Origin of the sequence: Nocardia sp. NPDC056100 (assembly GCF_042266325.1) — a bacterium.
GTDB lineage: Bacteria > Actinomycetota > Actinomycetes > Mycobacteriales > Mycobacteriaceae > Nocardia.
The window spans coordinates 690,367-715,061 of the sequence record NZ_JBHJVY010000003.1; the positions used below are offsets into that span (position 1 = coordinate 690,367).

General features: G+C 66.6%; 23 protein-coding genes. 11 read left to right on the forward strand and 12 right to left on the reverse strand.

Features of this window, described 5'->3' with window-relative positions; translation table 11 throughout:
* Positions 1 to 47: 47 nt before the first annotated feature.
* A complete protein-coding gene (locus ACFC0O_RS25285; RefSeq protein WP_375961864.1) occupies positions 48 to 2,228 on the reverse strand; it encodes a molybdopterin-dependent oxidoreductase in 2,181 nt (726 codons plus the stop codon).
* Positions 2,229 to 2,379: 151 nt separating this feature from the next.
* Between ACFC0O_RS25285 and ACFC0O_RS25290 the strand changes: the two genes are divergently transcribed.
* A complete protein-coding gene (locus ACFC0O_RS25290; protein ID WP_375961866.1) occupies positions 2,380 to 2,862 on the forward strand; it encodes a LuxR C-terminal-related transcriptional regulator in 483 nt (160 codons plus the stop codon).
* Between the two features lie 122 nt (positions 2,863 to 2,984).
* On the opposite strand, the gene ACFC0O_RS25295 is transcribed toward ACFC0O_RS25290, so the two are convergent.
* Positions 2,985 to 3,482: a hypothetical protein gene (locus ACFC0O_RS25295; RefSeq protein WP_364637166.1), complete on the reverse strand. Its 498-nt coding sequence runs from the start codon at positions 3,480 to 3,482 to the stop codon at positions 2,985 to 2,987.
* 338 nt (positions 3,483 to 3,820) lie between these two features.
* On the opposite strand from ACFC0O_RS25295, the gene ACFC0O_RS25300 reads away from it, so the two are divergent.
* Both ACFC0O_RS25300 and ACFC0O_RS25305 read left to right on the forward strand, forming a co-directional pair.
* Positions 3,821 to 4,405, forward strand: a complete 585-nt coding sequence (locus tag ACFC0O_RS25300; RefSeq protein ID WP_375961870.1) for a DUF4282 domain-containing protein — start codon at positions 3,821 to 3,823, stop codon at positions 4,403 to 4,405.
* 40 nt (positions 4,406 to 4,445) lie between these two features.
* Entirely contained in the window at positions 4,446 to 5,318 is an 873-nt protein-coding gene (locus tag ACFC0O_RS25305; RefSeq protein WP_375961872.1) for a helix-turn-helix domain-containing protein, read from the forward strand.
* A 63-nt stretch (positions 5,319 to 5,381) separates the two neighbouring features.
* On the opposite strand, the gene ACFC0O_RS25310 is transcribed toward ACFC0O_RS25305, so the two are convergent.
* Positions 5,382 to 5,783: a MarR family transcriptional regulator gene (locus tag ACFC0O_RS25310; RefSeq protein WP_375961874.1), complete on the reverse strand. Its 402-nt coding sequence runs from the start codon at positions 5,781 to 5,783 to the stop codon at positions 5,382 to 5,384.
* 87 nt (positions 5,784 to 5,870) lie between these two features.
* On the opposite strand from ACFC0O_RS25310, the gene ACFC0O_RS25315 reads away from it, so the two are divergent.
* Positions 5,871 to 7,337 (forward strand): MFS transporter, encoded by a 1,467-nt coding sequence (locus tag ACFC0O_RS25315; protein ID WP_375961876.1) that lies wholly within the window; start codon positions 5,871 to 5,873, stop codon positions 7,335 to 7,337.
* Positions 7,338 to 7,443: 106 nt separating this feature from the next.
* Here the strand turns inward: ACFC0O_RS25315 and ACFC0O_RS25320 are convergent, their stop codons facing one another.
* Both ACFC0O_RS25320 and rfbA read right to left on the reverse strand, forming a co-directional pair.
* Positions 7,444 to 8,010, reverse strand: a complete 567-nt coding sequence (locus tag ACFC0O_RS25320; protein ID WP_375963812.1) for a dTDP-4-dehydrorhamnose 3,5-epimerase family protein — start codon at positions 8,008 to 8,010, stop codon at positions 7,444 to 7,446.
* 2 nt (positions 8,011 to 8,012) lie between these two features.
* The gene (gene rfbA / locus ACFC0O_RS25325; RefSeq protein ID WP_364637176.1) at positions 8,013 to 8,885 is read right to left on the reverse strand and encodes a glucose-1-phosphate thymidylyltransferase RfbA; all 873 of its coding nucleotides are present in this window, start codon (positions 8,883 to 8,885) and stop codon (positions 8,013 to 8,015) included.
* 245 nt (positions 8,886 to 9,130) lie between these two features.
* On the opposite strand from rfbA, the gene ACFC0O_RS25330 reads away from it, so the two are divergent.
* Positions 9,131 to 10,126, forward strand: a complete 996-nt coding sequence (locus ACFC0O_RS25330; RefSeq protein ID WP_375961879.1) for an alpha/beta hydrolase — start codon at positions 9,131 to 9,133, stop codon at positions 10,124 to 10,126.
* 60 nt (positions 10,127 to 10,186) lie between these two features.
* Here the strand turns inward: ACFC0O_RS25330 and ACFC0O_RS25335 are convergent, their stop codons facing one another.
* Positions 10,187 to 10,891: a hypothetical protein gene (locus ACFC0O_RS25335; protein ID WP_375961882.1), complete on the reverse strand. Its 705-nt coding sequence runs from the start codon at positions 10,889 to 10,891 to the stop codon at positions 10,187 to 10,189.
* Between the two features lie 437 nt (positions 10,892 to 11,328).
* On the opposite strand from ACFC0O_RS25335, the gene rfbB reads away from it, so the two are divergent.
* Entirely contained in the window at positions 11,329 to 12,333 is a 1,005-nt protein-coding gene (gene rfbB, locus ACFC0O_RS25340) for a dTDP-glucose 4,6-dehydratase (protein WP_375961884.1), read from the forward strand.
* Here rfbB and ACFC0O_RS25345 read toward each other — a convergent pair.
* Complete coding sequence (locus tag ACFC0O_RS25345; protein ID WP_375961887.1) at positions 12,330 to 13,922, reverse strand: DUF2142 domain-containing protein; 1,593 nt, start codon at positions 13,920 to 13,922, stop codon at positions 12,330 to 12,332. The two genes, rfbB and ACFC0O_RS25345, sit on opposite strands and share 4 nt — an antisense overlap.
* Positions 13,923 to 13,969: 47 nt before the next feature.
* Positions 13,970 to 14,944, reverse strand: a complete 975-nt coding sequence (locus ACFC0O_RS25350; RefSeq protein ID WP_364637188.1) for a glycosyltransferase — start codon at positions 14,942 to 14,944, stop codon at positions 13,970 to 13,972.
* Positions 14,945 to 15,023: 79 nt separating this feature from the next.
* Here ACFC0O_RS25350 and ACFC0O_RS25355 point away from each other — a divergent pair, with 79 nt between their 5' ends.
* Both ACFC0O_RS25355 and ACFC0O_RS25360 read left to right on the forward strand, forming a co-directional pair.
* Complete coding sequence (locus ACFC0O_RS25355) at positions 15,024 to 15,539, forward strand: GtrA family protein (protein ID WP_364637190.1); 516 nt, start codon at positions 15,024 to 15,026, stop codon at positions 15,537 to 15,539.
* A gap of 126 nt (positions 15,540 to 15,665) precedes the next feature.
* Positions 15,666 to 17,567, forward strand: a complete 1,902-nt coding sequence (locus ACFC0O_RS25360; protein ID WP_375961890.1) for a glycosyltransferase — start codon at positions 15,666 to 15,668, stop codon at positions 17,565 to 17,567.
* Positions 17,568 to 17,639: 72 nt separating this feature from the next.
* Here ACFC0O_RS25360 and ACFC0O_RS25365 read toward each other — a convergent pair whose 3' ends face one another.
* Positions 17,640 to 18,233: a TetR/AcrR family transcriptional regulator gene (locus ACFC0O_RS25365; RefSeq protein WP_375961893.1), complete on the reverse strand. Its 594-nt coding sequence runs from the start codon at positions 18,231 to 18,233 to the stop codon at positions 17,640 to 17,642.
* A gap of 21 nt (positions 18,234 to 18,254) precedes the next feature.
* Here ACFC0O_RS25365 and ACFC0O_RS25370 point away from each other — a divergent pair, with 21 nt between their 5' ends.
* A complete protein-coding gene (locus ACFC0O_RS25370) occupies positions 18,255 to 18,623 on the forward strand; it encodes a hypothetical protein (RefSeq protein WP_375961895.1) in 369 nt (122 codons plus the stop codon).
* Positions 18,624 to 18,668: 45 nt separating this feature from the next.
* Here ACFC0O_RS25370 and ACFC0O_RS25375 read toward each other — a convergent pair whose 3' ends face one another.
* On the reverse strand, positions 18,669 to 19,517 hold the full coding sequence (locus ACFC0O_RS25375; protein WP_364637198.1) for an NAD(P)-dependent oxidoreductase: 849 nt from the start codon (positions 19,515 to 19,517) through the stop codon (positions 18,669 to 18,671).
* A gap of 242 nt (positions 19,518 to 19,759) precedes the next feature.
* On the opposite strand from ACFC0O_RS25375, the gene ACFC0O_RS25380 reads away from it, so the two are divergent.
* Both ACFC0O_RS25380 and ACFC0O_RS25385 read left to right on the forward strand, forming a co-directional pair.
* Complete coding sequence (locus ACFC0O_RS25380) at positions 19,760 to 20,944, forward strand: serine hydrolase domain-containing protein (protein ID WP_375961899.1); 1,185 nt, start codon at positions 19,760 to 19,762, stop codon at positions 20,942 to 20,944.
* A gap of 55 nt (positions 20,945 to 20,999) precedes the next feature.
* Positions 21,000 to 22,628 carry an alpha/beta fold hydrolase gene (locus tag ACFC0O_RS25385; protein WP_375961901.1) on the forward strand — a complete coding sequence of 543 codons (1,629 nt, stop codon included), beginning with the start codon at positions 21,000 to 21,002 and terminating at the stop codon, positions 22,626 to 22,628.
* Positions 22,629 to 22,637: 9 nt separating this feature from the next.
* On the opposite strand, the gene ACFC0O_RS25390 is transcribed toward ACFC0O_RS25385, so the two are convergent.
* Positions 22,638 to 23,282, reverse strand: a complete 645-nt coding sequence (locus ACFC0O_RS25390; protein ID WP_375961904.1) for a response regulator — start codon at positions 23,280 to 23,282, stop codon at positions 22,638 to 22,640.
* A 46-nt stretch (positions 23,283 to 23,328) separates the two neighbouring features.
* Positions 23,329 to 24,585 carry a sensor histidine kinase gene (locus ACFC0O_RS25395; RefSeq protein WP_375961907.1) on the reverse strand — a complete coding sequence of 419 codons (1,257 nt, stop codon included), beginning with the start codon at positions 24,583 to 24,585 and terminating at the stop codon, positions 23,329 to 23,331.
* Positions 24,586 to 24,695: the final 110 nt, after the last annotated feature.

Here is a 24,695-nt window from a genome sequence, read left to right on the forward strand (position 1 = left end):
CATACCCGCCCCGCTCGGTCTCACGATCGTTCTGTCCGCCCGGTGTCTCAGGCGGGTGTCAATGTCACCGGCACACCGTTGAACACGGCATTGCCGGACGGTGCGTCCACGAGCGAATCATCGGTCAGCGCATTGGCATTCACCCCGGCGTGCGCCCGCGCCACCGACTGCTCGGAATCGCCGTGTCCCCAGCCGTGCGGCAGGCTCACCACGCCCGGCATGATGTCCTCGGTCGGCTCCAGATCCACGGTGAGCGCGCCCGCGGCGGACTTCACCACCGCATGCCCGTCCAGTCCGAGCCGGGTCATATCGTCCGGATGAATATGCAGCGTGCACCGATTCGCGCCGCCCACCAGCGGCGGGACATTGTGCAGCCAGCTGTTGTTGGACCGCAGATGCCTGCGCCCGACCAAGACCATCGCGGGCGCGGCGTCTGCCAGCCGCTCATGCAGCCGGGCCACATCCGCCAACAGTGCCTCCGGCGCGAGATCCACCTGCTTCGACGCGGTGAGCAACAACTCCGGGAGTCGCGGCTGGAGCGGGCCGAGATCGATACCGTGCGGGTTATCCAGCAGCACTTGCAGATTCAGCCCACGATCCGAGCCCGTCCACTCGCCGTAGGGACCGAGCCGCACCATCAGGTCGATGCGCTGTTCAATGGTGTTCTCGCCCAGCAGTTCCGGCCGCCGTTCCGAGAGCCCGGCCTTGTGCAGCGTCCCCGCGATCACGAATTCGTCCACGGCCGCGAGCGGATCCACGCCCGGCTGCGTCTCCTGACCGGTGATGGCCAGCGCCAGCCGCGCCATGATCTCGGATTCGGAGAGCTCATCCGGACCCAGCGGCAGCAGCGGCCGCGAGTACCGCGCGTAGTTGTGCACGGCGAAGTTGAGCAGTGCGAAATCGTAGTGCGGTGATTGCAGGATGCGCGGCGGCGGCAGGATCACATCGGCGTGCCGGGTGGTCTCGTTGAGGTAGCGGTCCACGCTCACCATGAAGTCCAGCCCCGCGAAGGCGTCGGCCAGGCGCGGCCCACTGGGTGCGGACAGCACCGGATTGCCCGCGACCGTCACCATGGCGCGAATCTGCCCGTCACCGGGCGTGAGGATCTCATCGGCCAGCGTCGCGACCGGCAGTTCACCCATGGCCTCGGGCAGTTCGCGCACCCGGCTGTTCCAGCGCCCGAGCCGGAAGGCCCGGGTGCGGACGATGCCGAGCGCCGCCGCGTTGGCGAACATCGCGCCGCCGGGTGAGTCCAGGTTGCCGGTCAGCGCGTTGATCACATCGACCAGCCACTGCGTCACGGTGCCGAATTCGGCCGTGCAGGTGCCGATGCGCGCGTAGACGGCGGCGGTGGGCGCGGCGGCGAGTTCGCGCGCGAGCCGGACCACGGTGTCCGCGGCCACCCCGGTGCGCTCGGCCACCACGTCGGGGGTGAAAGGCGCTGCGGCATCGCGGACTTCACCGAGTCCGCGCACCGGCACCCGCACCTCGGTCAGATGCTCCGCGAACAGCGTGTGCACGATCCCGAACAGCAGGTACGCATCACTGCCCGGCCGCACGAACAGATGCTCATCGGCGAGTTTCGCGGTGCGGGTGCGGCGTGGATCCACCACCACGAACTTCCCGCCGCGCTGCCGCAGCGCCTTCAACCGTCCCGGGAAATCCGGTGCGGTGCACAGCGATCCATTGGATTCCAGCGGATTCGCGCCCAGCATGAGCAGGTAATCGGTGCGATCCAGATCCGGCACCGCCACCGTGAGCGGATCGCCGAACATCAGCCCGGACGCCACCTGTTTGGGCATCTGATCGGAGGTACTGGCGGAGAACAGGTTCCGGGTGGCGAGCGCCCGAATCAGCAGCGGCACATACAGCGCCCCCGCCACCGTGTGCGCATTCGGATTGCCGAGATACAGCCCCGCCGACTGATTGCCGTGCGCGGCGGTGACCTGCGGCAGCCGCTCCCGGATCACCCCGAACGCCTCATCCCAGCTCACCGCCCGCCAGGTATTCGTGGCGCGGTCCCGAATCATGGGCGCGGTCAGCCGATCCGGATCCTCGTCGAGATGTCCGAGCGTCGCACCCTTGGGGCAGATGAAACCCCGGCTGAACGGATCCGCCTTATCGCCGCGTACAGCCGTCACGTGATCATCGGCGTCGAGCGTGATCTCCAGCCCGCACACCGCCTCGCACAGCGGACAGGTGCGCGGCAGGGTCCGCGAGGTGTTCATGGCGGGGGTCATACCTCATCATCGCGCGGTGGCACGACAACGGAAACAGCAACGCGTCAACTGGGCATCAATTGCGAGTGTCGGTTTTCCGACATACCGACCGTGTCGGCGGAGACAGACGCGGCGCGGCTCCCGCGACCAGGCTTGCCACATGCGGTTTTTGGAGCGAACACAAGCACTCGAGGTCCTGCGCGCGGCCTGGGAGGACATCGCCGCGGGCACCGGATCCGCGGTCGTGCTCAGCGTCGGCGGTGAAACCGGCATCTTCATCCCGCTGCCGGACGCCCCCGTGCCGCCTCCGGCCGCCCGGTCGGCCATCCCGCGGCCCGCTCCGGCACCGTCGCCCGGCTCGCACACCGTGCCCGGGCTGACCGGCCGCCAGCAGGACGTTCTGGACCTGCTGTGCGCGGGCCTGACCAATGCGGAGATCGCCGAATACCTCGTGCTGTCGGTCCGGACCGTCGATCACCACGTCTCGGCCATCCTGCGCACCCTCGGCGTCCGTAATCGCCGCGCGGCCCGCGCCAAGGTGCTCGGCGATGAGCCGCCTGTGCAATCGGGTCATCCCTCCGGCCCCAGAGCAGCTCTCACACATCACAATTCACACCCGTCACGCCGACTGCGCACCGCCTGAAAAGTTTCCACTTCCAGATACGCCAAAAACCGCGGATGCCGGGGAGCATCCGCGGTTCTGCTGTTATAGCTATTCGCTACCTGCGGTGGTGCCTATTCACATGTGATGCTGCGTCATTCCCCTCAGGAAGCGATGCGGGTGCTCTGCGGCTTGACTCCGCCTTTGGCGGCGGCGCGCACCGCCGCCGAGATGGCGACCACCGGCGGGACCCAGCGGGCCTCGTGCGGTGCCACACCCCAGCAGGCCGAACCGTCGAACAGCTGGGTCGGCGGCAGCGGGATGCCCGCGCCGTCGGTGTGCACGATGGCGCCCGCGGCACGCAGCGCCTCGATGGCCATGGCGGCCTTGCGCAGCCCCGTGACCAGGTGGATCTCGCGGCGCTCGGCGCCCGGGATCTCGATGACCGGCCCGGTCAGATCGTTGGCCCGCAAGTACCGGCGGACGAAGGCGGCGGTCTCACCCGTTACCTCGATGCCCGACAGGTTCTCATCGGTGACCAGGCTGATGCCATTGGCCGTTTCGGCGACCGTCCATCCACGCTCGGTGTACTCCTGCGCAGAGGCGGCCAGTGCTGCCGCCATGACGGAAGACGAAAACGTCGTTCGCACTGGTTTCTCCATTCCCCGGTAGATCTATGTCCTGCTCTGTGCGGGGTATCGGAACGAGCCGTTCGTTGCGTTACAACGTTGTTTTGCGCCGATATGGTTTTTCCCTCCAAAAGAGACGGCTCGTCCTTGTTCGTGGCGCGACTAAGTCGCTGGCACATCTGTGACAGGTCCGGGGGAGGAGCCCACTGCCTGCGAAGACGCCGTCAGGAGGTCTATCGCTCGCGCTACCCAGGAATGCAACATCCAACCTCGGAGTGTTCTAGAACACACTGTTTCGATCTGTCCCAGAAGGGGGATAGCGATGAGACTTCGCATGGTCGAAAAGGTCTGCGGGAGAGGAGATCGACGGCATGTCCGACCAATCGAACGGCAAGACACCCGAACTCGATGAACTCGAGGTCGAGGAGTTCGAGATCGGGCGGTGGGCCGCTTTCAAGGACTCCGCGGCCCGGCGCATGAACCGGCGGCTGGAACAGGAGGCCGTGGTCGACGAGGAGCCCGTCGAACCCTTCGCCAGCCCAAGCGCTTTCGGGTCCTGGAGTCTCGAGGCCATCCGCGCGCTGCTGGACGTGCAATTCCATCGCGCCGCCACCCGCACCCTGCTGCCGCTGGCCTACATCCTGGGCTTGGCAGCCGCTTTCGCCATCCCGATCGTGGGAACCATTGGGCTGTGGCGGGTTTCGGCCTGGCTGGGCATCGTCTTCGCGGTGGTCTTCGCGATTCCACTGGGCCTGACCATCGCCGCGGTGGTGCGCTTGCTGCTGGAATTCGTACTCAACGCCTCACGGCTGGCAAGCCGGGTGGAGCACATCGCCGAGATGGGCGATGACCTGTTCCAAGCCCTTTCCGACGTGGCAGAACCGGTCAATCAATTGTCGGAAGATGTTCGCGCCGTGCAGTTCTGGCGCTTCGGGAGACGGTCGTCGCGCAAGTAATTGTGCAACAATGCGAGCGCAAGACTCGTAAGGGGGAGGGATGGCACTACCGCAGGGCATCACCGGATCCACCATGCCGCGGCGGCAACTCGGCCGTCACCTGCGCGACCTGCGCAATCGCGCCCGGATGACGACCCGGGTGGCAGCGCAGCGGCTGGAATGGTCCGAAGCCAAGATCTGGCGCATAGAAACGGGGCAGACCTCACTGCGCAGCCTCGATGTCGAGGCCATGTGCCGCATCTACGGCGCGCCCGAGGACGCCATCGAACCGCTCACCGCCCTGGCCCGGGAAACCAAGGCGCGCGGCTGGTGGACCGAGTTCGGCGATGTGATCGACGAGGGGTACGAGGTCTACATCGGGCTCGAAGAGGCGGCGGCGCGGCTCACCACCTACGAAAACGAGCTGGTACCGGGGCTTTTGCAGACCGAGGCGTATATGCGCGCGGTGCTGGCCGGTGCCAATCCGGGCATCTCCGCCGAGCAGATGGACCGGCGCGTGCGGGTGCGCACCGCCCGGCAGTCGCTGCTCACCCGCGCCGAATCGCCGGTGCATCTGGACGTGATCATCTCCGAGGCGGTGCTGTGGCATCGCATCGGCGGTGACGAGGTCACCATCGGCCAGCTGGACAAGCTGCGCAAACTGGGTGAGCTGTCGAATGTGCGGCTGCGGCTGCTGCCCGCCGACTGCGGCTACCACCACGGTATGGATGCCGGGCGCTTCGTACTGCTCGAATTCCCTTCCACCGCAACCGAACAGACCGAACCGCCGGTGGTCTACGTGGAATCGCTGACGGGTGCGTCCTACCTGGACAAGGAACCCGATGTGGAGCGGTATCGCGAGGCGTTCGCGGCGGCGGCCACTATCGCGGTGGACGCGCTCCCGCTGATCGAGACCATTCGCGCCACGGTCTGAACGCGGCTCATCGCTCGGCGCGGTGGTGAAAACCGCCGCGCCGCAGTATTTTTCGCGCGAAATCTATTCGCTGAGCGACTGCTCCAGCACCTCGCGGTGCGTGGGCGCGGCTTCGCTGTGCAGTTCGCGGCCTTTATCGGTGAGGCACACGAAGATTGCTCGCCGATCCTCCGCGCACAGGGTGCGGCTGACCAGTCCGTCGCGTTCCAGCCGCGCCACCGCGCGTGAGAGCGCGCTCTGACTCAGATGGATGTCGTGGGCCAGATCGGCCATCTTGTAGCTCTCTACCCCGGCGTCCATGAGCCGGTCGAGGGTTTCGAATTCGCTGAGCCCGAGGTGGTGGCGGCCCTGCAGTTCCTTCTCGAGGGCGCAGGAGGTCGTCGCGTGCCGGGCGAGAAGATCGCGCCACTGAGCTACTAGAGCATCAGGAACGACCTGTTCGACAGTCGTTGTCGGCTTCGGCATGGCCGCCATCTTAGTGCGAGAGTGCAACTCATGCAACCGCATTAAATGTTTGGACAACATATGCGTGTGCATGTACTGTCCTCTCTCGTGACTTCCACAGACCTACGCCCCGCAGTGAGCACCGCGGCAGACTCCACGCAGTGGACGCTCCGGCTCTGGGGCATGCTCATCACCCTGTGCATCGTGCTGTTCCTCGACGGCCTGGACGTGTCGATGATCGGCGTCGCCCTCCCGTCCATCGGCACCGAACTCGACCTGCAGACCTCCACCCTGCAGTGGCTGGTCTCCGGATATGTCCTCGGCTACGGCGGCCTGCTGCTGCTCGGCGGCCGCACCGCCGACCTGCTCGGCCGGCGCAAGGTCTTCCTGATCGCCCTGGCCGTATTCGCCATCGCCTCTCTCGCGGGCGCTCTGGTGAGCTCCGGTCCGCTGCTGATCCTGACCCGCTTCATCAAGGGCCTGGCCGCCGCGTTCACCGCGCCGACCGGACTGTCCATCATCACCACCAATTTCGCCGAGGGCCCGGCCCGCAACAAGGCGCTGTCCATCTACACCGTGTTCGGTGCGGGCGGCTACTCCATGGGCCTGCTGTTCGGCGGACTCATGACCGGCCTCGGCTGGCGCTGGACCTTCCTGCTGCCCTTCCCGGTCGCCATCGCGGCCCTGATCGCGGCCTTCTACCTGGTGCCCAAGGACGGGCCCGCCGAAGAGGGCGGTCACGATCTGCTCGGCGCGCTGCTGTCCACCGCGGGCATGCTGCTGCTGGTCTACACCGTGGTCTCGGCTCCCGAAGCCGGCTGGGCCTCGGCGCGCACCATCATCTCGTTCATCGCGGTCGCCGCACTGTTCGCCGGATTCGTCGCGGTGGAGAAGCGGGTGCGCTACCCGCTCGTTCGCCTCGGCATCCTGAAGAAGCCCACGCTGTGGCGGGCCAGCCTGGCCATCATCGCGGTCGCCGGCTCCTTCTTCAGCTGGCAGTTCATCACCACGCTGTACCTGCAGGACACCCTCGGCTGGTCGCCGCTCAAGCTCTCGCTGGCACTGCTGCCCGTCGGCCTGCTGGTGGTCGCCTCGGCGTTCGTCTCGGACAAGCTGGTCGATCGCTTCGGCACCGGGCCGATCATCGCGGTCACCATGACCATCATGGCCATCGGCTACCTGATGTACCTGCGCATCGACACCGCTCCCGCCTACCTGACGGTGCTGCTGCCCGCGGTGCTGCTGGTCGGTATCGGCTGGGTCGGCTTCCCCGCCATCAACATCCAGGCCACCAGTGGCATCGATGATGATGAACAGGGCCTGGCGGCAGGCGTTCTGCAGACCGCCATGCAGGTCGGCGCGGCCATTGTGCTCGCGGTGACCACCGCGATCATCTCCTCCGGATCGCACACCGACACCAGCCCCGCCGCGGTGCTCGACAACTACCGCCCCGGACTGGAATTCGCCGCCGGTGTCGCCATTGTCGGCGCGCTGGTCGCCCTCACCGTCTATCTGCCCAAGCGCAAGGCGCGTAAGGCCGTCGAGCAGGAGCCGGAGGTCGCACTGGTCGGCTGAGACACCGGGCCGACGCCCGCCGCTCACACGGGCGACGGCCATACCGAAAGACCTGGGGCGCACCGTAGTACACGGTGCGCCCCAGTGGTGTATTCGGAAGTCGTTCTCAGTGCGGCAGTTTCAGATCCGCCAGGCGCGGAGCCGCGGCGTCCTTGGGGGAGCGGGTGAAGCTCAGCGGGTTCCCGTAGCGATCCAGCTCCGGCCATTCGATGCCCAGGTCCGGATCGAAAGCGTCCAGATCCCGGTCGAATTCGGGCGCGTACTCCAGCGAGCAGAGGTAGATGACGGTGGAATCGTCCTCCAGCGACAGCAGCGCGTGACCCAGCCCCTCGGCCAGGAATACCGATTTACGCTCCACATCGTCGATGACGACACTGTCCCACCGCCCGAAGGTCGGCGACCCGGGCCGCAGATCCACCACCACGTCCAGGAACGCGCCGCGCACGCACGTCACGTATTTGGCCTGGCCCGGCGGATCCTCGGTGTAGTGGATACCGCGCAGCACCCCCGCCGCCGAGGTGGAGGTATTGACCTGGAGCAGTTCGAATTTCCGCCCCACGATCTTCTCGAACTCCGAGGATTTGAAGGTCTCGGCGAAGACTCCGCGCTGGTCGCCGTGCAGGGCGGGGGTGAACTCCCACGCGCCGGGCACCGCCAGTTCGCGAATTCGCATGCTCATTCCACTCGTCCCTGTTCCAGCAGGCGCAGCAGGTAGGCCCCGTAACCGGAGCGCACCAGCGGCCGGGCGGCCGCGTCCAATTGCTCGTCGTCGATGAAACCCATGCGCCAGGCCACTTCCTCGGGTACCCCGATCTTCAGGCCCTGGCGCTCCTCGATGGTACGGACGTAGTTGGCGGCATCCAGCAGCGAATCGAAGGTGCCGGTGTCCAGCCACGCGGTGCCGCGGCGCAGCACTTCCACATTCAATCGGCCCTGTTCGAGGTAGGCCCGATTGATATCGGTGATCTCGTATTCGCCGCGATCGGACGGCTTCAGCTCGCGCGCGATGGCCAGCACGTCGTTGTCGTAGAAGTACAGCCCCGGGATCGCGTAGTTCGAGCGCGGCGTCTTGGGCTTCTCCTCGATGGAAATGGCCTTACCGTCGGCGAATTCGACCACGCCGTACGCGGTCGGATTGGAGACCCGGTACGCGAACACCGCGCCGCCGTCCACGTGCGCGTACCCGCCCAGGCTCTGGCCCAGGCCCGGACCGTGGAAGATGTTGTCGCCCAGCACGAGTGCGGCGGTCTCGTTCCCGATGTGTTCCGCGCCGAGCACGAAGGCGCGCGCCAGCCCGTCGGGTTCGGGCTGCACGACGTAGCTCAGATTCAGTCCGAACTGGCTGCCGTCGCCGAGCAGCCGGGTGAACGCGTCCGCGTCCTCGGGGGTGGTGATGACCAGGATGTCCCGGATGCCCGCCAGCATGAGGGTGGACAGCGGGTAGTACACCATCGGTTTGTCGTACACGGGGACAAGTTGTTTGCTCACCCCGCGCGTAATCGGGTGCAAACGCGACCCGGTGCCGCCCGCCAGGATGATTCCACGCATGTCACGAGAGTCTGCCAGTTCCGTTGCGAGCGAGAGCGGGGAGGTTCCGACTGCGCCGCGAAACCGTCACGGTCGTTTGCGGCCATACCATTCCGGCGATATCTGTTGCGTAGGTCACGTTCCCATGGTGTTCTGAAACGACGCTATGTGAGATGTCAGCGCCGACTCTCCCGCGCCGGTAACCCGAGCCCGCTTCGGTTCTCCGGACGAACGGCTCGGCGCGCCAACAATGAGGTAGGTGCGCAATGGCGAAGACCCGCGACGACCACGCCGAGGCCCCGGTCGTCAATCCCGATACCGTCAGCGTCTACGCACGCACCCTGGAGGCCGTCAGCCGCGCGACCATCCGGCCCGCCGGGGAACTCATGACCCTGACCGAAGGCGCCATGCCGATCGTCAGCGGCGTCATCAACAGTCTCGCCAGGCTGCGGCCCGCACCGCGCGGGGTGGAACGGGAAGAGGTGCGGCTCAACGGCTTCCGCATGGAGATCGTGCGGCCCGCCGGAGCGCGCAGCGCCATGAGCGACGGCGTCGTGATGTACATGCACGGCGGCGGCTTCTTCCTCTGCGGACTCGATACGCACCGGCCCGTGGTCGCCGCGATCGCCCGGCGTACCGGAATGCCCGTGGTCAGCGTCGAATACCGGCAACTGCCCCGGACCGATATCGCCGGTTCGGTCACCGACTGCCTCACCGCGTACCAGTGGCTGCTCAGCCACGGCGTGCCCGCATCGCGCATCGTGTTCGCCGGTGACTCCGCGGGCGGTTATATGACCTTCGCGACCGCACTGCGCGCCCGCGATGCCGGACTTCCGGTGCCCGCCGGACTCGTCGGCCTGTGTCCCGCACTGGATCTGGACTGCACCGAGAAGCGCGCGCACCCCAACTACCACCGCGATTCGCTGATCCCGCTGTCCGCCTTGGAAACCGTGGTGAAGCTCGGCGCGGAGGTGAACGGCCGCCTGGATCCGCAACTCTCACCGGTCAACAACCCGCTCGCCGGAATGCCGCCCGCACTGCTCATCGTCGCCGAGGACGAGGTGCTGCGCCGGGACAGCGAGATCATGGCGCAGCGGCTCGCCCAGGCGGGCGTACCGGCCACCCTGGAGATCTGGCGGGGCCAGGTGCACGCGTTCATGGCCATCTTCCCGAATATGCCCGAGAGCCGGGCCGCGCTCGCGCACGTGGCCCAATTCGTCCGCGCCCGAATCGAATCCGCGCAGATCGCCCGGACGGCCTGATACGACGAAATCCCCCACCCGGGTGGTCCGGGCGGGGGATTTCGTTGTACTGCTTGCGAATTACTTCGCGGGAGCCACCGGGGCGGCGTTGATGGTGGTGAAGTACTGCACCGCGGCCAGGATGGCGACCGGGGCGGTCACGAACAGCTGGCCCGCGAGGGTGCCCAGGAAGCCGATGGCGGCCATACCGGCGATGCAGCCGACGATGCCGGCCGGCAGCGCGCCGAACATGGCGGTCAGGGCGCCGGTCAGGGTCGCGGAAACCGCGCCACCGATGACACAGCCGATGGCCGCGCCGCCGATGCCACCGACCAGGGTGCCGATGGTGGCGCCCATGGAGATGGTGTCCTTCAGGCGGTTCCAGGCGGCCTGCTCACGGTCGTAGTCGTTCTTCCAGGGAGCCTGGTTCTCGTAAGGCAGTGCGACAGGCTTGTAAACGGCCTTGTCCGCGACGAACTCGGGGGTCAGGGTCGCGGTGTGGTCCGAGATGTTGGCCGCGATCGGGAACACGAAGTCGTCCACCCGGAAGTTGAGCTCGGTGCCCGCGATGGTGGCGCCGTTGGCGGCCTTGATCTTGAAGACGCCGTCCTCGACGACCATGGAGCCGGCATCGGTCCGGATGACCGTGTTGGTGTCGGTGGTGGTCGCGGTGTAGTTGATCGCAGCGGCCTCATCGGTCGCGGGCGCCGCGTTCACGGTGCCGGCGGTGATGCCCATAGCGGCGATCAGCAGCGCCGACGTGGCGGCGAATTTCCTCATCAGCATTTTTTTCAGAACCTCATCGGGGAAGAGCTCGGGGGGACAGGAGAATCGAAATCCAGGACAGCTAACGAGCGGTGAACCGGCCGTGACCGTTTGTTCAAATTACGTTCACCTCGCCAGTCACGCGGTTCGTCAGCTTCCGGAAATGTGCTGCGTACGTATGGTTTTCGGGGGCGCTTCCTGTCGGCCGGTTCGTTACTATGCGGTCTCTTTGTGGCGAAGGTCACAGTGTTTTCCCGTAAAACCGGAATGATCCTGACCCGAAAGTCTCGGGTATTCCACGAATTCATGACTTTCCGTATGAAAGTACGAGTATTCGGTGGTCAACTTGTTTCCTTCTTGTGTCCGATTCCGCTCCCGGGAAACGGTGGAACGGTGTAGGAACCGCAACATGGAGACCGCACGCCGCCGGACTCCGAAGGCGACGTAGGGTTTTCGATGTGCGATTGCTCGTAACCGGAGGCGCCGGCTTCATCGGCGCGAACTTCGTTCATCAGACCGTGACCACCCGTCCCGATGTCCAGGTGACCGTCCTGGACAAACTCACCTATGCCGGGAATCGGGCTTCGCTGGCCTCGATCGCCGATCGCATCGAGTTCGTGCACGGCGACATCGCCGACGCGGCGCTGGTCGACCGTCTGGTCGGCGGAGTGGACGCGGTGGTGCATTTCGCCGCCGAATCACACAATGACAATTCGCTCGCCGATCCCTGGCCGTTCGTGCAAACCAATATCGTCGGCACCTATTCGCTGCTGCAGGCCGTGCGCAAGCATCAGGTGCGGTATCACCACATCTCCACCGATGAGGTCTACGGCGATCTCGAGCTCGACGATCCGGCGGCGTTCACCGAGGCCACGCCCTACAACCCGTCCAGTCCGTACTCCGCCAGCAAGGCGTCGAGCGATATGCTGGTGCGCGCCTGGGTGCGGTCCTTCGGGGTGCGGGCCACACTTTCCAACTGCAGCAACAACTATGGCCCGTACCAGCATGTGGAGAAATTCATTCCGCGGCAGATCACCAATCTCATCGACGGGGTGCGGCCGCGGCTCTACGGCGCCGGACATCAAGTGCGCGACTGGATTCACGTCGACGACCACAACAGTGCCGTCTGGGAAATTCTGGAGCACGGCCGAATCGGGCAGACCTACCTCATCGGCGCGGACGGCGAACGCGACAACAAATCCGTCGTACAGCTCATTCTGGAGACCTTCGGCCGCGCTCCGGACGACTTCGATCACGTCACCGATCGCCCCGGCCACGATCTGCGCTACGCCATCGATTCCACCCTGCTGCGCACCGAACTCGGCTGGAAACCCCGATATTCGGACTTCCGCACCGGACTGGCCGACACCGTGCGGTGGTACCGCGACAACGAGAACTGGTGGCGGCCACAGAAAACCGCCACCGAGAACGCCTACGCGGCCGCCGGGGAAAAAGTCCTCTAGCCCCAGACGACCGTGGAATAGGTAACCGCCGCGGCCGTCAGCGAAATGACGGTCGCGATTATCACCGTGATCGCCGGACCCCGGCTGGGGGTGCGGTTATCGGAACCGGTGAGGCGCAACGGCATCCAGCGCAGCAACACCGCGAGGGTGAGCAGGGCCAGGGGGACGAAGTAGCGGCCCTGGACGCCGTCGATGATGAAATAGTCGACCGGCGTGAAGGACATGTAGAGGGTTACGTAGATCATCGCGACGCTTGCCGCCATGGTCAGCAGGACCACCCAGGTGCGCAGGCGGTCGCCGGTGAGGCGGTCGGCGATGCCGACGCTCACGGCGAAGGCGACCAGGCTCGCGCAGACGGTCAATGCCGGAACATCGACGTAGGCGAAGCCCAATTCACCGAAGAACTGCATGAACCAGCGCTGATCGCGGCGCGCGATGCTGTCGCCGAACACCCGGATGAAATGGCCCGGATCGGTCAGGACGTTATGCAGCTGATCGCCGGGACGCACTGTGCCCCACTGCTTCTGCGGCCGCATCAGGCTCATGCCGTCACCGGTCGGCGCGGCGATCTTCATCCACAGCGCGAAACTGATACCGCCGATGGCGGCGGCCGCCCACGGCAGCAGACGCTGCCACACCGCGATGCGCTCGGTACCGCCGAAGCCGAGATTGCGCGCCGGGATCACCACGATGAGCATGGCCAGCAGCACGTAGGTCGGCTTGCACACCGGCAGCAGAATCGTGGCGGCAAGCGCCGCAACGGTTTCCGGGCGGGACAGCCGCTCACCCAGGAACAGGCCCTTCACCACCAGCGCCGACACCAGCAGCGCGAGCGCGTTGGTGACGGTGTCCGCGGTGACGGTCCCGGCCTGGAACAGTGCGATCGGCAGCACCGCGACCGTCAGTGCCAGCCATTGGATGCGATGCCCGCGCAGTGTGCGCAGCGCGAACCCGACGATCGCCAGATAGGCGAGCAGTCCGGCCCAGCGCGGCGCGAGAATGGTTCCGCCGACATCGAGATCCAGCACCTCGGCGATCCGAATGCCCGCCGCGGCGGGCAGATACGGAATCGGCGAGTAGGCGGCGGTATTGGTGAACCACACCTGCGTGGTGTGCTTGGATACCGCGGCCGAACCCAGCCGGTCGTAGGCGTCCGGATCGGCGACCTTCGGCTCCGGCTCGTCATTGTTGTTCTGATAGTCGTCGAACGCGTAGCTCTGCAGCGCGTCGATGGTGACCGGAACCTGACCGCCCCAGGCCGGACCGCGATCGTCCTTGATCTTCTCCGGCAGGAACCCGCCGTGCGCCACCTGATAGGCGCGCCCGAACTGGGTGATCTCGTCATGTCCCCAGAACGGCGGCGTCAGCACCGACCACACCGCGCCGAACACCCCGGCGATCAGCAGGAACGCCAAAGCGGCCGCGCCGAAACGCCTTTCGATTCCGGCGATCGCGCCCGCGAGCCCGCTCGATTCCGGTTCCACCGGTTCCGGCGCGGTCGTCGCGGGTGCGGTGATGACGGTCCGCACCGCCCCGTCCGGGGATGCCGTCGCGTTCGCGGCCGTGCTGTCGCTTGCCTCGGTTACCACGATGTCCGATTGTGCTGTACGGCCATTCGTGGGTGTGGCAGGCGGGGTCATCGCCGGGTACCGCCCGAGCGTTCATCGGCGGGTTCATCGGCTCCGACGGCGGAATAGCGCAGGTACATCAGGCGGGCGGCCTCGTGCCGGGACCGGCGGATACCGTCCAGCACCAGGCCCGCGGTCCAGGCCAGACTGCCGAGCAGCAGCAGCGTGAAGCCCAGGAACAGCGTCGGGAACCGCGGCACCTCGTGGATCTCGTAGAACTGGATCACTATCGGGGTGATCAGAATGATCGAGATCAACCAGGCCAGCGTGCCGAACAGGCCGTAGAACGCGACCGGGCGCTCATGCCGGGCCAGGCCGACGATCAGCCGCAGGATCTTGAAACCGTCGGTGTAGGTGCGCAGTTTGGATTCGCTGCCTTCGGGACGATCCTTGAATCCGACCGGCACCGCGGTCTGCGGGACGCGCAGATGCAGTGAATGCACGGTCAATTCGGTCTCGATCTCGAATTCGCGCGAAACCGCCGGGAAACTCTTCACGAATCGCCGGGAGAACACCCGGTATCCGCTCAGCATGTCCTCGACATTCTCGCCGAACACCTGCGCCACAACGCCATTGAGGACCTTGTTACCGGTCTCATGGCCCGGGCGGTAGGCGGATTCACCGGCGATCTCGCGGCGCACGCCCAGCACATGGTCGTACGGCCCGGATAGCAGCGCTTCGATCATGCGCGGTGCGGCGGACGCGTCATAGGTGTCATCGCCGTCGATCATCAAATAGACATCGGCCTCGATATCGGCGAAGGCACGGCGCACCACATTGCCCTTGCCCTTCCGATATTCGTGACGCACGATCGCGCCGGCCTCGCGCGCCCGCTCTGCGGTCGCGTCGGTACTCCGGTTGTCGTAGACATATACGACGATTCCGGGCACGGCGGCCTTGAGGTCGGTGACGACCTGTGCGACCGAGGCCTCTTCGTTGTGGCACGGAACCACGGCGGCAATTCGGAGCTCGGTGGGGTCCACCCGGTCAATCCTCGATGTGATCGGAAGGCGAATACGAACACGGGGAGGGTACCCGAGAATGCTGCGGTACCGTCGCCGAGTGCCCAGCAGTGAGTCGGCGACCCCCGGCGTCAGTCCCGCGGAGTCCGCCGAGAGCGTTCCGCAAACCCTCGTCGACAAGGTGCGTTCGGCGCTACGCCAGGGCGGTGCGTTCCTGGTCGTGGGCCTGCTCGGCTTCGCCGTGGACGCGGGCACCTACAACCTGCTGGTGTTCGCGGGCGGCGAGGGCCCGCTGTTCCATCAGCCGTTGCTCGCCAAGATCATCGCCATCGGTGTCGCCACCGTGGTCACCTATTTCGGCAACAAATGGTGGACCTTCGCGCACAAGAAGGGCGGCAGCCAGACGCGCGAATACGTCCTCTACGCCCTGTTCAATGTGGTCGCCATCGGACTGCAACTGAGCTGCCTCGGCTTCTCCCGGTATGTGCTCGACCTGTCCAGTCCCTTGGCGGACAACATCTCCGGAACACTCATCGGCCAGATCGTCGCGGTTGTCTTCCGCTACTGGGCATATGACAAATTCGTCTTCACCGGCGCGCGCGAAGAATCGCGTTAACGCGGGTTCGCGCTGACGCTATGCCCGACGATTGATATTGTCGCCGGGCCGAGCGGTGACAGTGGGTGTGCGTCCACGTCAAGTGTTGCCGGTGTCTGTTGTTTTCAAAGGATGTCGAGGGAATTCATGGATGCGTCGGCTGGCCAAGCCGTGACCGAAATCAATGACCGGTTGACCGCCGGAGCCCCCGCGACGCTACGTGCGGATCACGCGGCTCCCGAGCGGCTGGTGCTCGCGCGCGGACTGTTCACCGGTCCCGCGCCGCGGATCAGCGATGAGCTGTACGCGGTCGTCAAGGGCGGCAAGGCACATCGCGAACGCTTCAGCCTGCGACTGGACAAAGGCGCGAAGGCGCACACCAACACCTACTTCGGGCGCTTCGCCGCCAGCTACTGGCAGCGCTGGACCACCGTCACCGCCGTCGAGGTCGCCATGACCCTCGAGGTCGGCGGTAAGACCAAGGTGCGACTGGCCGCCTCCGATATCGCCGGGCATCGGCGTGTCGTCGCGACCGCCGAAACCGGCGAGACCGGGCGGGTCGTATTGACCACGGCCCTGGACATGTTCATCGACGGCGGCGCGCTGTGGCTGGAGATCGACGCCATCGGCGGCGAGGTCACCGTCAGCGATCTGGAATGGACCGCGCCCGCACCGGATCACGTGCGCCCGGTGGCCATCGCCATCTGCACGTTCAACCGCGCGCCGGACTGCGCGGCCACCGTGGCCGCGCTCGCCTCGGACGCCACCGTGCTCGACGCCATCGACGCGGTGTACGTGGTCGATCAGGGCAGCGATCTGGTGCAGGATCAACCCCTCTACACCGAGACGGCACCCAAATTGGGTGACAAGCTGCGCTACATCCGGCAGCCGAATCTCGGTGGCGCGGGCGGCTTTACGCGCGGCCTCTACGAGGTGTCCGGCGCCAACGAGCACGCCGACATCATCCTGATGGACGACGACATCCTGTGCGAGCCGGAAACGGTGTTGCGGCTCAACGCTTTCGCGAATATGACCACCGAACCCACCCTGGTGGGCGCGCAGATGCTGTTCCTCTACAACCCCGACTACCTCAATGTCGGTGCGGAGGAGACGAATCTGGCCACGCTGCGGCACGGGCAGAAGGTGTCCAAGGCGCTGCGCAACACCAGCATGCTCAAGAAGAACCAGGAACGCCGCGTGGACGCGGGCTACCAGGCCTGGTGGACCTGCCTCATCCCGGCCGAAGTGGTCAAGAAGATCGGGCTGCCGGTGCCGATCTTCTTCCAGTGGGACGATGTCGAATACGGTTTGCGCGCACGGGAGAACGGTTTCGTCACCGTCACCCTGCCCAACGCCGCCGTCTGGCACGCCGACTTCTACTGGAAGGACTTCGACGACTGGGCGCGCTACTTCAGCTCGCGCAACTCGCTCATCGTGTCCTCGCTGCATCACGATCTCGACGCCAAAGCCATTACCCGCCAGCTCTTCCGGGAGATCGGCGAATACCTGGTCGGTATGCAGTACGGTCTGGCGCACACCACCCTGTCCGGTATCGAGGATTACCTGCGCGGCCCGAAGGCGTTGCGCGACGGCGGAATCGAAGCCCTCGCCACCGCTCGCGGCTCGCGCGCCGACTACCCGGAGACCATCAAGCATCCGGCGGCGACCGCACCGGTCGTGAACGCGCACGTGCACCTGCGCCGCGCCGGCGGTGAACCCAGCCGCCCGCTGCTCATCCTGTTCAAGCGCGCCTTCACCCAGTGGACCGGTCGCACCATTCCGGGCGTCGTCGGCGTCACCCGCGAGGACGCGCACTGGTGGCATATCGGCCTCTACGACCACGTGGTGGTCACCGACGCCTCCCAGTCCGGTGTGCGAATTCGCCGCCGCGACAAGGAAACCGCGCGTCGTCTGCTGGTCCGCGCGTACAAGGTGCTCAAGCAGCTGCGCGAGGAGCTCCCGTCCCTGCAGCAGCAGTGGCGCGCCGCCATGCCCGAACTCACCAGCCGCGAGAACTGGGAACGCCTCTACGGCATCGACCCGAAGTGAGTTCGATCTGAACATCGAAGCGGCCGCACCTCAAAGGGGTGCGGCCGCTTCGTTCGTATCGCTGTGGCGGGATCAGCGTTGTGCGGTCAGCAGCGTGCGGGTGGCGGCGGTCAGGTCGTCGTCCAGCCAGTCCGGGAACGACGCCGTCTGCGCGAAACGCCGCAGCGCGCCGTAGGGCAGGTCCACCACCGCGCGGCGGACCGCATCGAGTTCGCGTTCGCCGTCGGAACCGAAGACGCCCCGCGCGATCCGATGGAATTCGGCGAACAGTGGTTCGTTCATCACGGCCAGTCGCTCGTTGAATTCGGTATCCGGTGTGCCGTCGAGCAGATCGCGGAGCCGCAGATTCAGCAGCAGTTTGGCGTCCTCGGGCAACTCCCGTCCGAACGTCAGCGACGCGGTGGTCATGGCCACCGCGGCTTCGATCGGATCCGGTTGCGCCACAGCCGCGTTCACCACCCCGCTCTGAAAACGCTCCAGCGCGCGCAGCCAGGCCGCGATCACCACGCCATTGCGATTGCCGAACCGGTGGTACAGCGTCCCGACGGGTGCGCCACTGGCCTCCGCGATGGCGGCCACGCTGGCCGCCCGCGGCCCATCGCGCAGCACGAGGGTGCGTGCCGCGTCGAGGATCACATCGGTGTCGTGCTTCCGGGGAGGTGCCATGAACTAGTACAGTCCTTCTATATGGAGCGTTTGCCCTATATCGATGAGCATTCCACAATAGTCCCCGCCGACCGCGCCCGAACATGGTCCGCCCTACTACGCACGACCTGCGAGAACCCGAATGATCTCAGCACACTCCCGCGCGGATTCACCCTCGACGCCGCCGACCCGCCGAATCGGCTCGCCGCCGTGGGCCACCACCCCTTCTCTCGCTACGCCCTCACCTTCACCCTCACCGAGGAAACCCCCACCCGAACCCGCCTCACCGCCGAAACCCGCGCCGTCTTCCCGGGCCTGCACGGCCGCCTCTACCGCGCCCTCGTCATAGGCAGTGGCGGCCATCGCCTCGTCGTCCGCTCCATGCTGCGCCGAATCGCCGCCGCGGCATGAGAACGGCGGGTCGCGCGTACGCGACCCGCCGTTGCCGGGAACGAATCAGAGGAACAGGTCGGTGGTGAGGGGGCCGTCGCCGGGGATGACGCGGTATTTGTCGAGGTCCGTGATGCCGTGGGCGGCAAGGACTTCGTCATCGAGGAAGAAGTTGCCGGAGGTGTCCTTGGCGGGGGAGGTCAGGACCAGGTAGGCGGCGTCGGCGTAGATGTCGGGGGTGCGGGAGGTGGCCACCATTTCCTCGCCGCCGAGCAGGTTGCGTACCGCTGCCGTGGCGATGGTGGTGCGGGGCCACAGCGAGTTGACGCCGATGCCGTACTTGCGGAGTTCTTCGGCCAAACCCAGTGTGGTCAGCGACATTCCGTATTTGGCGATGGTGTAGCCGAGTGAGGCCCCGGCCCATTTCGGGTCCAGGTTCAGCGGCGGCGACAGGGTCAGGATGTGCGGGTTGCGGCCCGCCTGGGCGGAGTCCTTCAGCGCCGGAATGCAGGTTTTGGAGAGCAGGAAGCTGCCGCGGCAGTTGATGTCCTGCATCAGGTCGTACTTCTTCATGGGGAGAATCTCGGTGGGGGACAGGTCGATTGCCGACGCGTTGTTCACCACCAGATCGATGCCGCCGAAACGCTGCACGGTCTGCTGTACCGCCTCGGCCACCGCGCCGTCATCGCGGACATCGCCGACGTACTTGAGGACGGTGCCGCCCGCCTGCTCCAGTTCGGCCGCCGCGGTGTGAATGGTGCCGGGCAGTTTCGGATGCGGGGTATCGGTCTTGGCGATCAGCGTGATGTTCGCGCCGTCCGCCGCCGCCCGCTTGGCGATCTCCAGCCCGATGCCGCGGCTGCCGCCCGACATGATCATGGTCCGGCCCGCCAGCGGCTTGCGTTCTTGCGTCATGGTCAGCTCCCTCTCCCTTGCCTTCGCCCCGGTTCGATAATCCGCGCGTCCATGCGAGGCCGGGGCGAAACCCTGCAATTCGGACAGTAGGCGTATTCGCCGCGTTATGCAACGAGTTGCATACCACCGGTAGCGCTAGCGCTACCACAGATCAGGGTGTTCACCGGATGGGCAGGTCAGAGCCGTTTTCCTAGGCTGGAATCCGCCGGACAACCCGGCCCGAACAGGAGGAACGCCTTCTCATGAGGACACTCGCGCGGCATCGCGGCCGTACCGCGCTGGCCGGACTCGGACTGGTCGCGGCACTCACCGCGGCCGGATGCGGTAGCGGGCACACCACGCCCGCACCGAACAGCCCCGACCGGAATCGCGCCATCGCCGACGCCATGAACGCGGCCGTGCAAGGCGGAATCCCGGGCGTCCAGGTGGTCATCACCGGACCGGACGGACAGCGCACCCTGACCGCGGGCGTCGGCGATATCACCACCGGCGCACCCATCGCCGATAACGCGCAGGTCCGAATCGGCAGCAATACCAAGACATTCGTCTCGACGGTGTTGCTGCAACTGGTCGCCGAAGGCAAGCTCGACCTGGACGCGCCCATCGAGCGCTATCTGCCGGGCGTGGTGCAGGGCAGCGGCAATGACGGCAACAAGATCAGCGTGCGGCAACTGCTCCAGCACACCAGCGGTCTGCCCGACTACCTCGCCAGCGCCAACCCGGCGGCGACGGAGCCCCCGAATCCCGCACAGGTGCAGGTGTTGCGGCCCGAAACCCGCTACCGGCAATATGATTCGGCCGAACTGGTCCGCACCGCGATGACGATGCCCCCGCAATACGCGCCCGGCGCGCGCTCGGTCTACACCAACACCAACTACCAGCTGCTCGGCATGCTCATCGAGAAGATCACCGGCCGATCCGCCGCCGCCGAGATCGACGCCCGCATCATCGGCAAACTCGGATTGCAGGACACCTACTTCCCGGCCGATGGCGAAACCGTCATCCGCGGACCACATCCCAGGGGATACCAGGTGATCGACGGCAAGCAGCAGGACTACACCGACCTCAATCCCTCCTGGGGTGGCACCGCGGGAGCCATGGTCTCCACCGGAGCCGAACTCAATCGCTTCTTCATCGCACTGATGAAGGGGGACCTGGTTCCCACCGCCCTGCTCGAGCAGATGAAGCAGACCGTGCCCTTCGACCGGATGCCCGGCGCGGGATACGGATTGGGCCTCATACGCGAAGCCAACACCTGCGGTAAGGAGATCTGGGGCCACGGCGGCAGCATCCCCGGCTTCGAAACCCGCAATGGCGTGCTCGCCGACGGCACCGCGATCACCGTCACGGTCAACCAGCTCCCCACCGACGAAGCGACCGACGAACTGGTCGTCAAGGTCGTGGACACGGCCTTCTGCGCGAGCTGAATCGCACTGAGCCGCAACCCGACCCGTCATCTCAGCATGTTTGGAAGGAATAACTGTGCGCCACTCCAAGCGCGACCGCCCCGGCGATCAGGCGGCGTCCTCGCACGATGCCCCCGACGCGGTGAATTCCCATGATGTCTCCGGCGCTGCAGCCCCGCGCGGCAACCGCCGCACCAGACGCCGCCTGACCATCGGCGCGGGCGTCCTGACCGGCGTCGCCGCGGTGATCGGCGCACTGCTCGTCACCCCCATCGTCCCGCCCGCCGATGCCGAACCCGCGCTCGACGGGTTCTATGACCAACGGCCGCAATGGAAATCGTGCGATGTGCCCAGCCTGGACAAGGCGGGTGCGCAGTGCGCGGATATCACCGTTCCACTGAATTACGCTGCCCCGCAAGGCGAGACGATCACCGTCGCGATATCGCGGATGGCCGCCACCGATACCGCGAACCGGCGCGGCATCATGCTCTCCAATCCGGGCGGCCCGGGTGGCGCGGGCCTGGACTTCACCCCGGAGATCGCCGCCGCGATGACCCCCGAGGTGCGCGCCCGCTACGACCTGATCGGCATGGACCCGCGCGGTATCGGCCGTTCATCCGCGGTGCACTGCGGCTGGCCGCGCGGATTCGGCCTGCAATCGGCCGGAATCGACGCCGCGGGTTACGCGGAATCGGTTGCCTCCCAAGCTGAACTCGCGGCTCGCTGCGCCACCTCCGGCGGAGAACGACTGCGGTACTTCACCACTCGCAATACCGCCCGCGATATGGATGTCATCCGCCAGGTGCTCGGGGAGCCGAAGACCAGCTATTTCGGCACCTCCTACGGCACCTACCTGGGCGCGGTCTACACCCAGATGTTCCCCGAGCGCAGCGATCGCATCGTGCTGGACAGCGCGGTCGATCCGGCCCGCTACGGGGCGGTGGACATGGTGCGGGATATGGGCGTGCCGAATGAGGCGGCCCTGGACGCCTGGGCCGACTCCGCGGCCGCGAAGAACAACGCGTACCGGCTCGGCGGCACCCGGGAAGAAGTGCGCGCCACCGTTCAGAATCTGATTCGGCGCGCGGCCGAAAAGCCCATCCGGGTGGGCGAATACGATGTGGACGATCATGCGCTGCCGATGATGCTGTTCACCGTCCTCGATGATCCGCGCGCCTACGACGCGGTCTCCGATATGGTCCGGCTGTTCGCCGATGCGGCCGACGGTCTCCCGGTCGATCCGGACCCGGGCATTCTGAAATCCCTGGCCTACATGCTGAAGGCCGATCCGGAGGACGGCGCGGCGCAGATGGCCATCATGTGCGGTGATGCCGCGGTGCCCCGCGATCCGGCGTGGTACTGGCGCAATATCGAGGCGGCCCGCCCCACCCAGCCGGTGTTCGGCGCGTTCACCAACAACATCACCCCGTGCGCGTTCTGGGCTCCGCCGCTGGAAGAGCGTACGGCCGTGGACAATTCGGTGCCCGCGCTGATCGTGCAGTCCACCGGTGACACCCGCACCAGCTACGGCAATGCCCAGGGTCTGCACCGGGCGATGACGGCCTCGCGCATGGTGACGCTGGACAATGTCGCCATCCACTGGATCTTCGGCCGCTATCCGAACAACTGCGTGTACGCGGCGGTGAACAAGTATTTCCTGGACGGCACGCTGCCCGCGAATGATGTGACCTGCCAGCGGGATTGATGCGTCCGATCAGGCGTTGAGATAGGCGAGCACCGCCAGCACCCGGCGGTGCCCGACCTCGTCGGCGAACAGGCCGAGTTTGGCGAAGATACTCCGAATGTGTTTCAGCACAGCGCCTTCGGACACCGTCAGCCGTTCGGCGATGGTGCCGTTGTCCAGGCCCTCTGCCATGAGCGCCAGCACTTCCCGTTCTCGGGGCGTGAGCGCGGACAGCGGATCATCGGCCTTGCGCCGCACCAGCAGCTGCGAGATCACCTCCGGATCCATGGCGGTCCCGCCCGCCGCGACCCGGTGCAGTGACTCCAGGAACCGATCCACCTTCCCGACGCGTTCCTTGAGCAGATACCCCACCCCGCCCGCGCCGTCCCCGAGTAGTTCGGCGGCATAGCTGTCCTCGACCCATGCCGACAGCACCAGCACCGGCAGTCCGGGGTGAATCCGCCTGGCGCGCACCGCCGCCCGCAAACCGTCATCGGTGAAGGTGGGCGGCATCCGCACGTCCACCACCAGCGCGTCCGGCCGATCCGCCGTCACCACGGCGAGCAGATCATCCGCATTGTCGACCGCCGCCACCACCTCGATCCCGGCGGATTTCAACAGCAGCGCCAGCCCCTCCCGCAACAGCGCATCATCCTCGGCGATGATCACCCGCACGACGACACCTCTCTTTCGCCCCACGGCATAGCGGTGCTCCCGATTCTCACAACCCGCACGGCAACTCCACGCGCACCACGGTAGGCCCACCGGCGGGGCTGCTCAGCAGCATGCGCCCATCCAAAGCCTCTGCCCGCCGCCTGATTCCGGCCAGCCCACCGCCCTCGACATCCTGCGCGTCTCCGACCCCGTCATCGGTGATCACAACGGTCAATACGTCGGTCGCCCCGCCGAGCGTCACCGAAACATGCTCGGCCCGAGAATGTTTGGTCGCATTTGTGAGCGCCTCCGCGATCACGAAATACGCTGCCGCCTCAACCGCTGCGGGCCGCCGGGGAAAGACATCCGCTCGCGGGTGTCCGGAGCCTTCGAGACTCGCGGGTCGTGCGCCATCGCCGAGATCCACCGTGCACGGGATCGGGCAGCGTGCCGCGAGGGCCGAGATCGCGCTGGCGAGACCGCGATCGGACAAGACCGGCGGGTAGACGCTGCGCACCACATCGCGCAGTTCGGACAGCGCGGCCGTGGCGGTGTCCTGCGCCTTGCGCACCAGTTCATCGGCCGCGTCCGGATCCCGTTGCCGCAGTTGGTCAGCCACTCCGAGCTGCATGATCACAGCGGCGATCCGGGCCTGTGCGCCATCGTGCAGATCCCGTTCGATCCGCCGCAATTCCGCCCCGTGCGCATCCAGCGCGGCGGCACGGGTCGCGGTCAACGCCGCCACCCGATCCGCGAGCACGATCCCCTTCGCGGGGCCGAGCAGCGCGGCCGCGATTCGGGCCTGCCACCGCGCCACCACCGGGGCCTGCAAGCCCAACCAGAGGAACGGCAGCGCCGCGATCGAACCCACCAGGGCCCAACCCCAGGAGTCGACGACGAACCCCAGCCCCTCGACGCTGCCCTCCGGCAGCACCTTCCAGAACCACGGCCGCAGCGCCTGCGCCGCCGCGGCCACTGGCAACGCGACGGCGATGGTGCCCACGAAGATGCCGGTCACCGCGTGCAGCACCAGCCACCCCAGATCCCGCCGATTGGCCGGATCCCGCACCAGCGTCCCCCACTGCTGCCGCCAATCCCCGGCCATCGGCTGATACGGCTCATCCACCTCGACCCCGAGGAAGCCCGCGGCCTGCCGCCGATCGAACCGCACCAGCGGTCGCACCACCCGCACCGCCTCCGGCATGAGCGGCAACCCGACCCCCACCAGACAGGCCGCGGCGACGAGCAACAACCCCACCAGCGCGAGCACCGCAACCACCGCGGTGACCGCCCCCACACCCAGATACAACAGTGCACTCGGCATGGCCCGCAGCCGACCCCGAACCCACCCCACCACGAAACTCATCGGCTCGTCCCGGCCATCAACCCGCCCCGAGCCGCCACCCGCCGCAGGGCAGCACTCAACCCCGCATC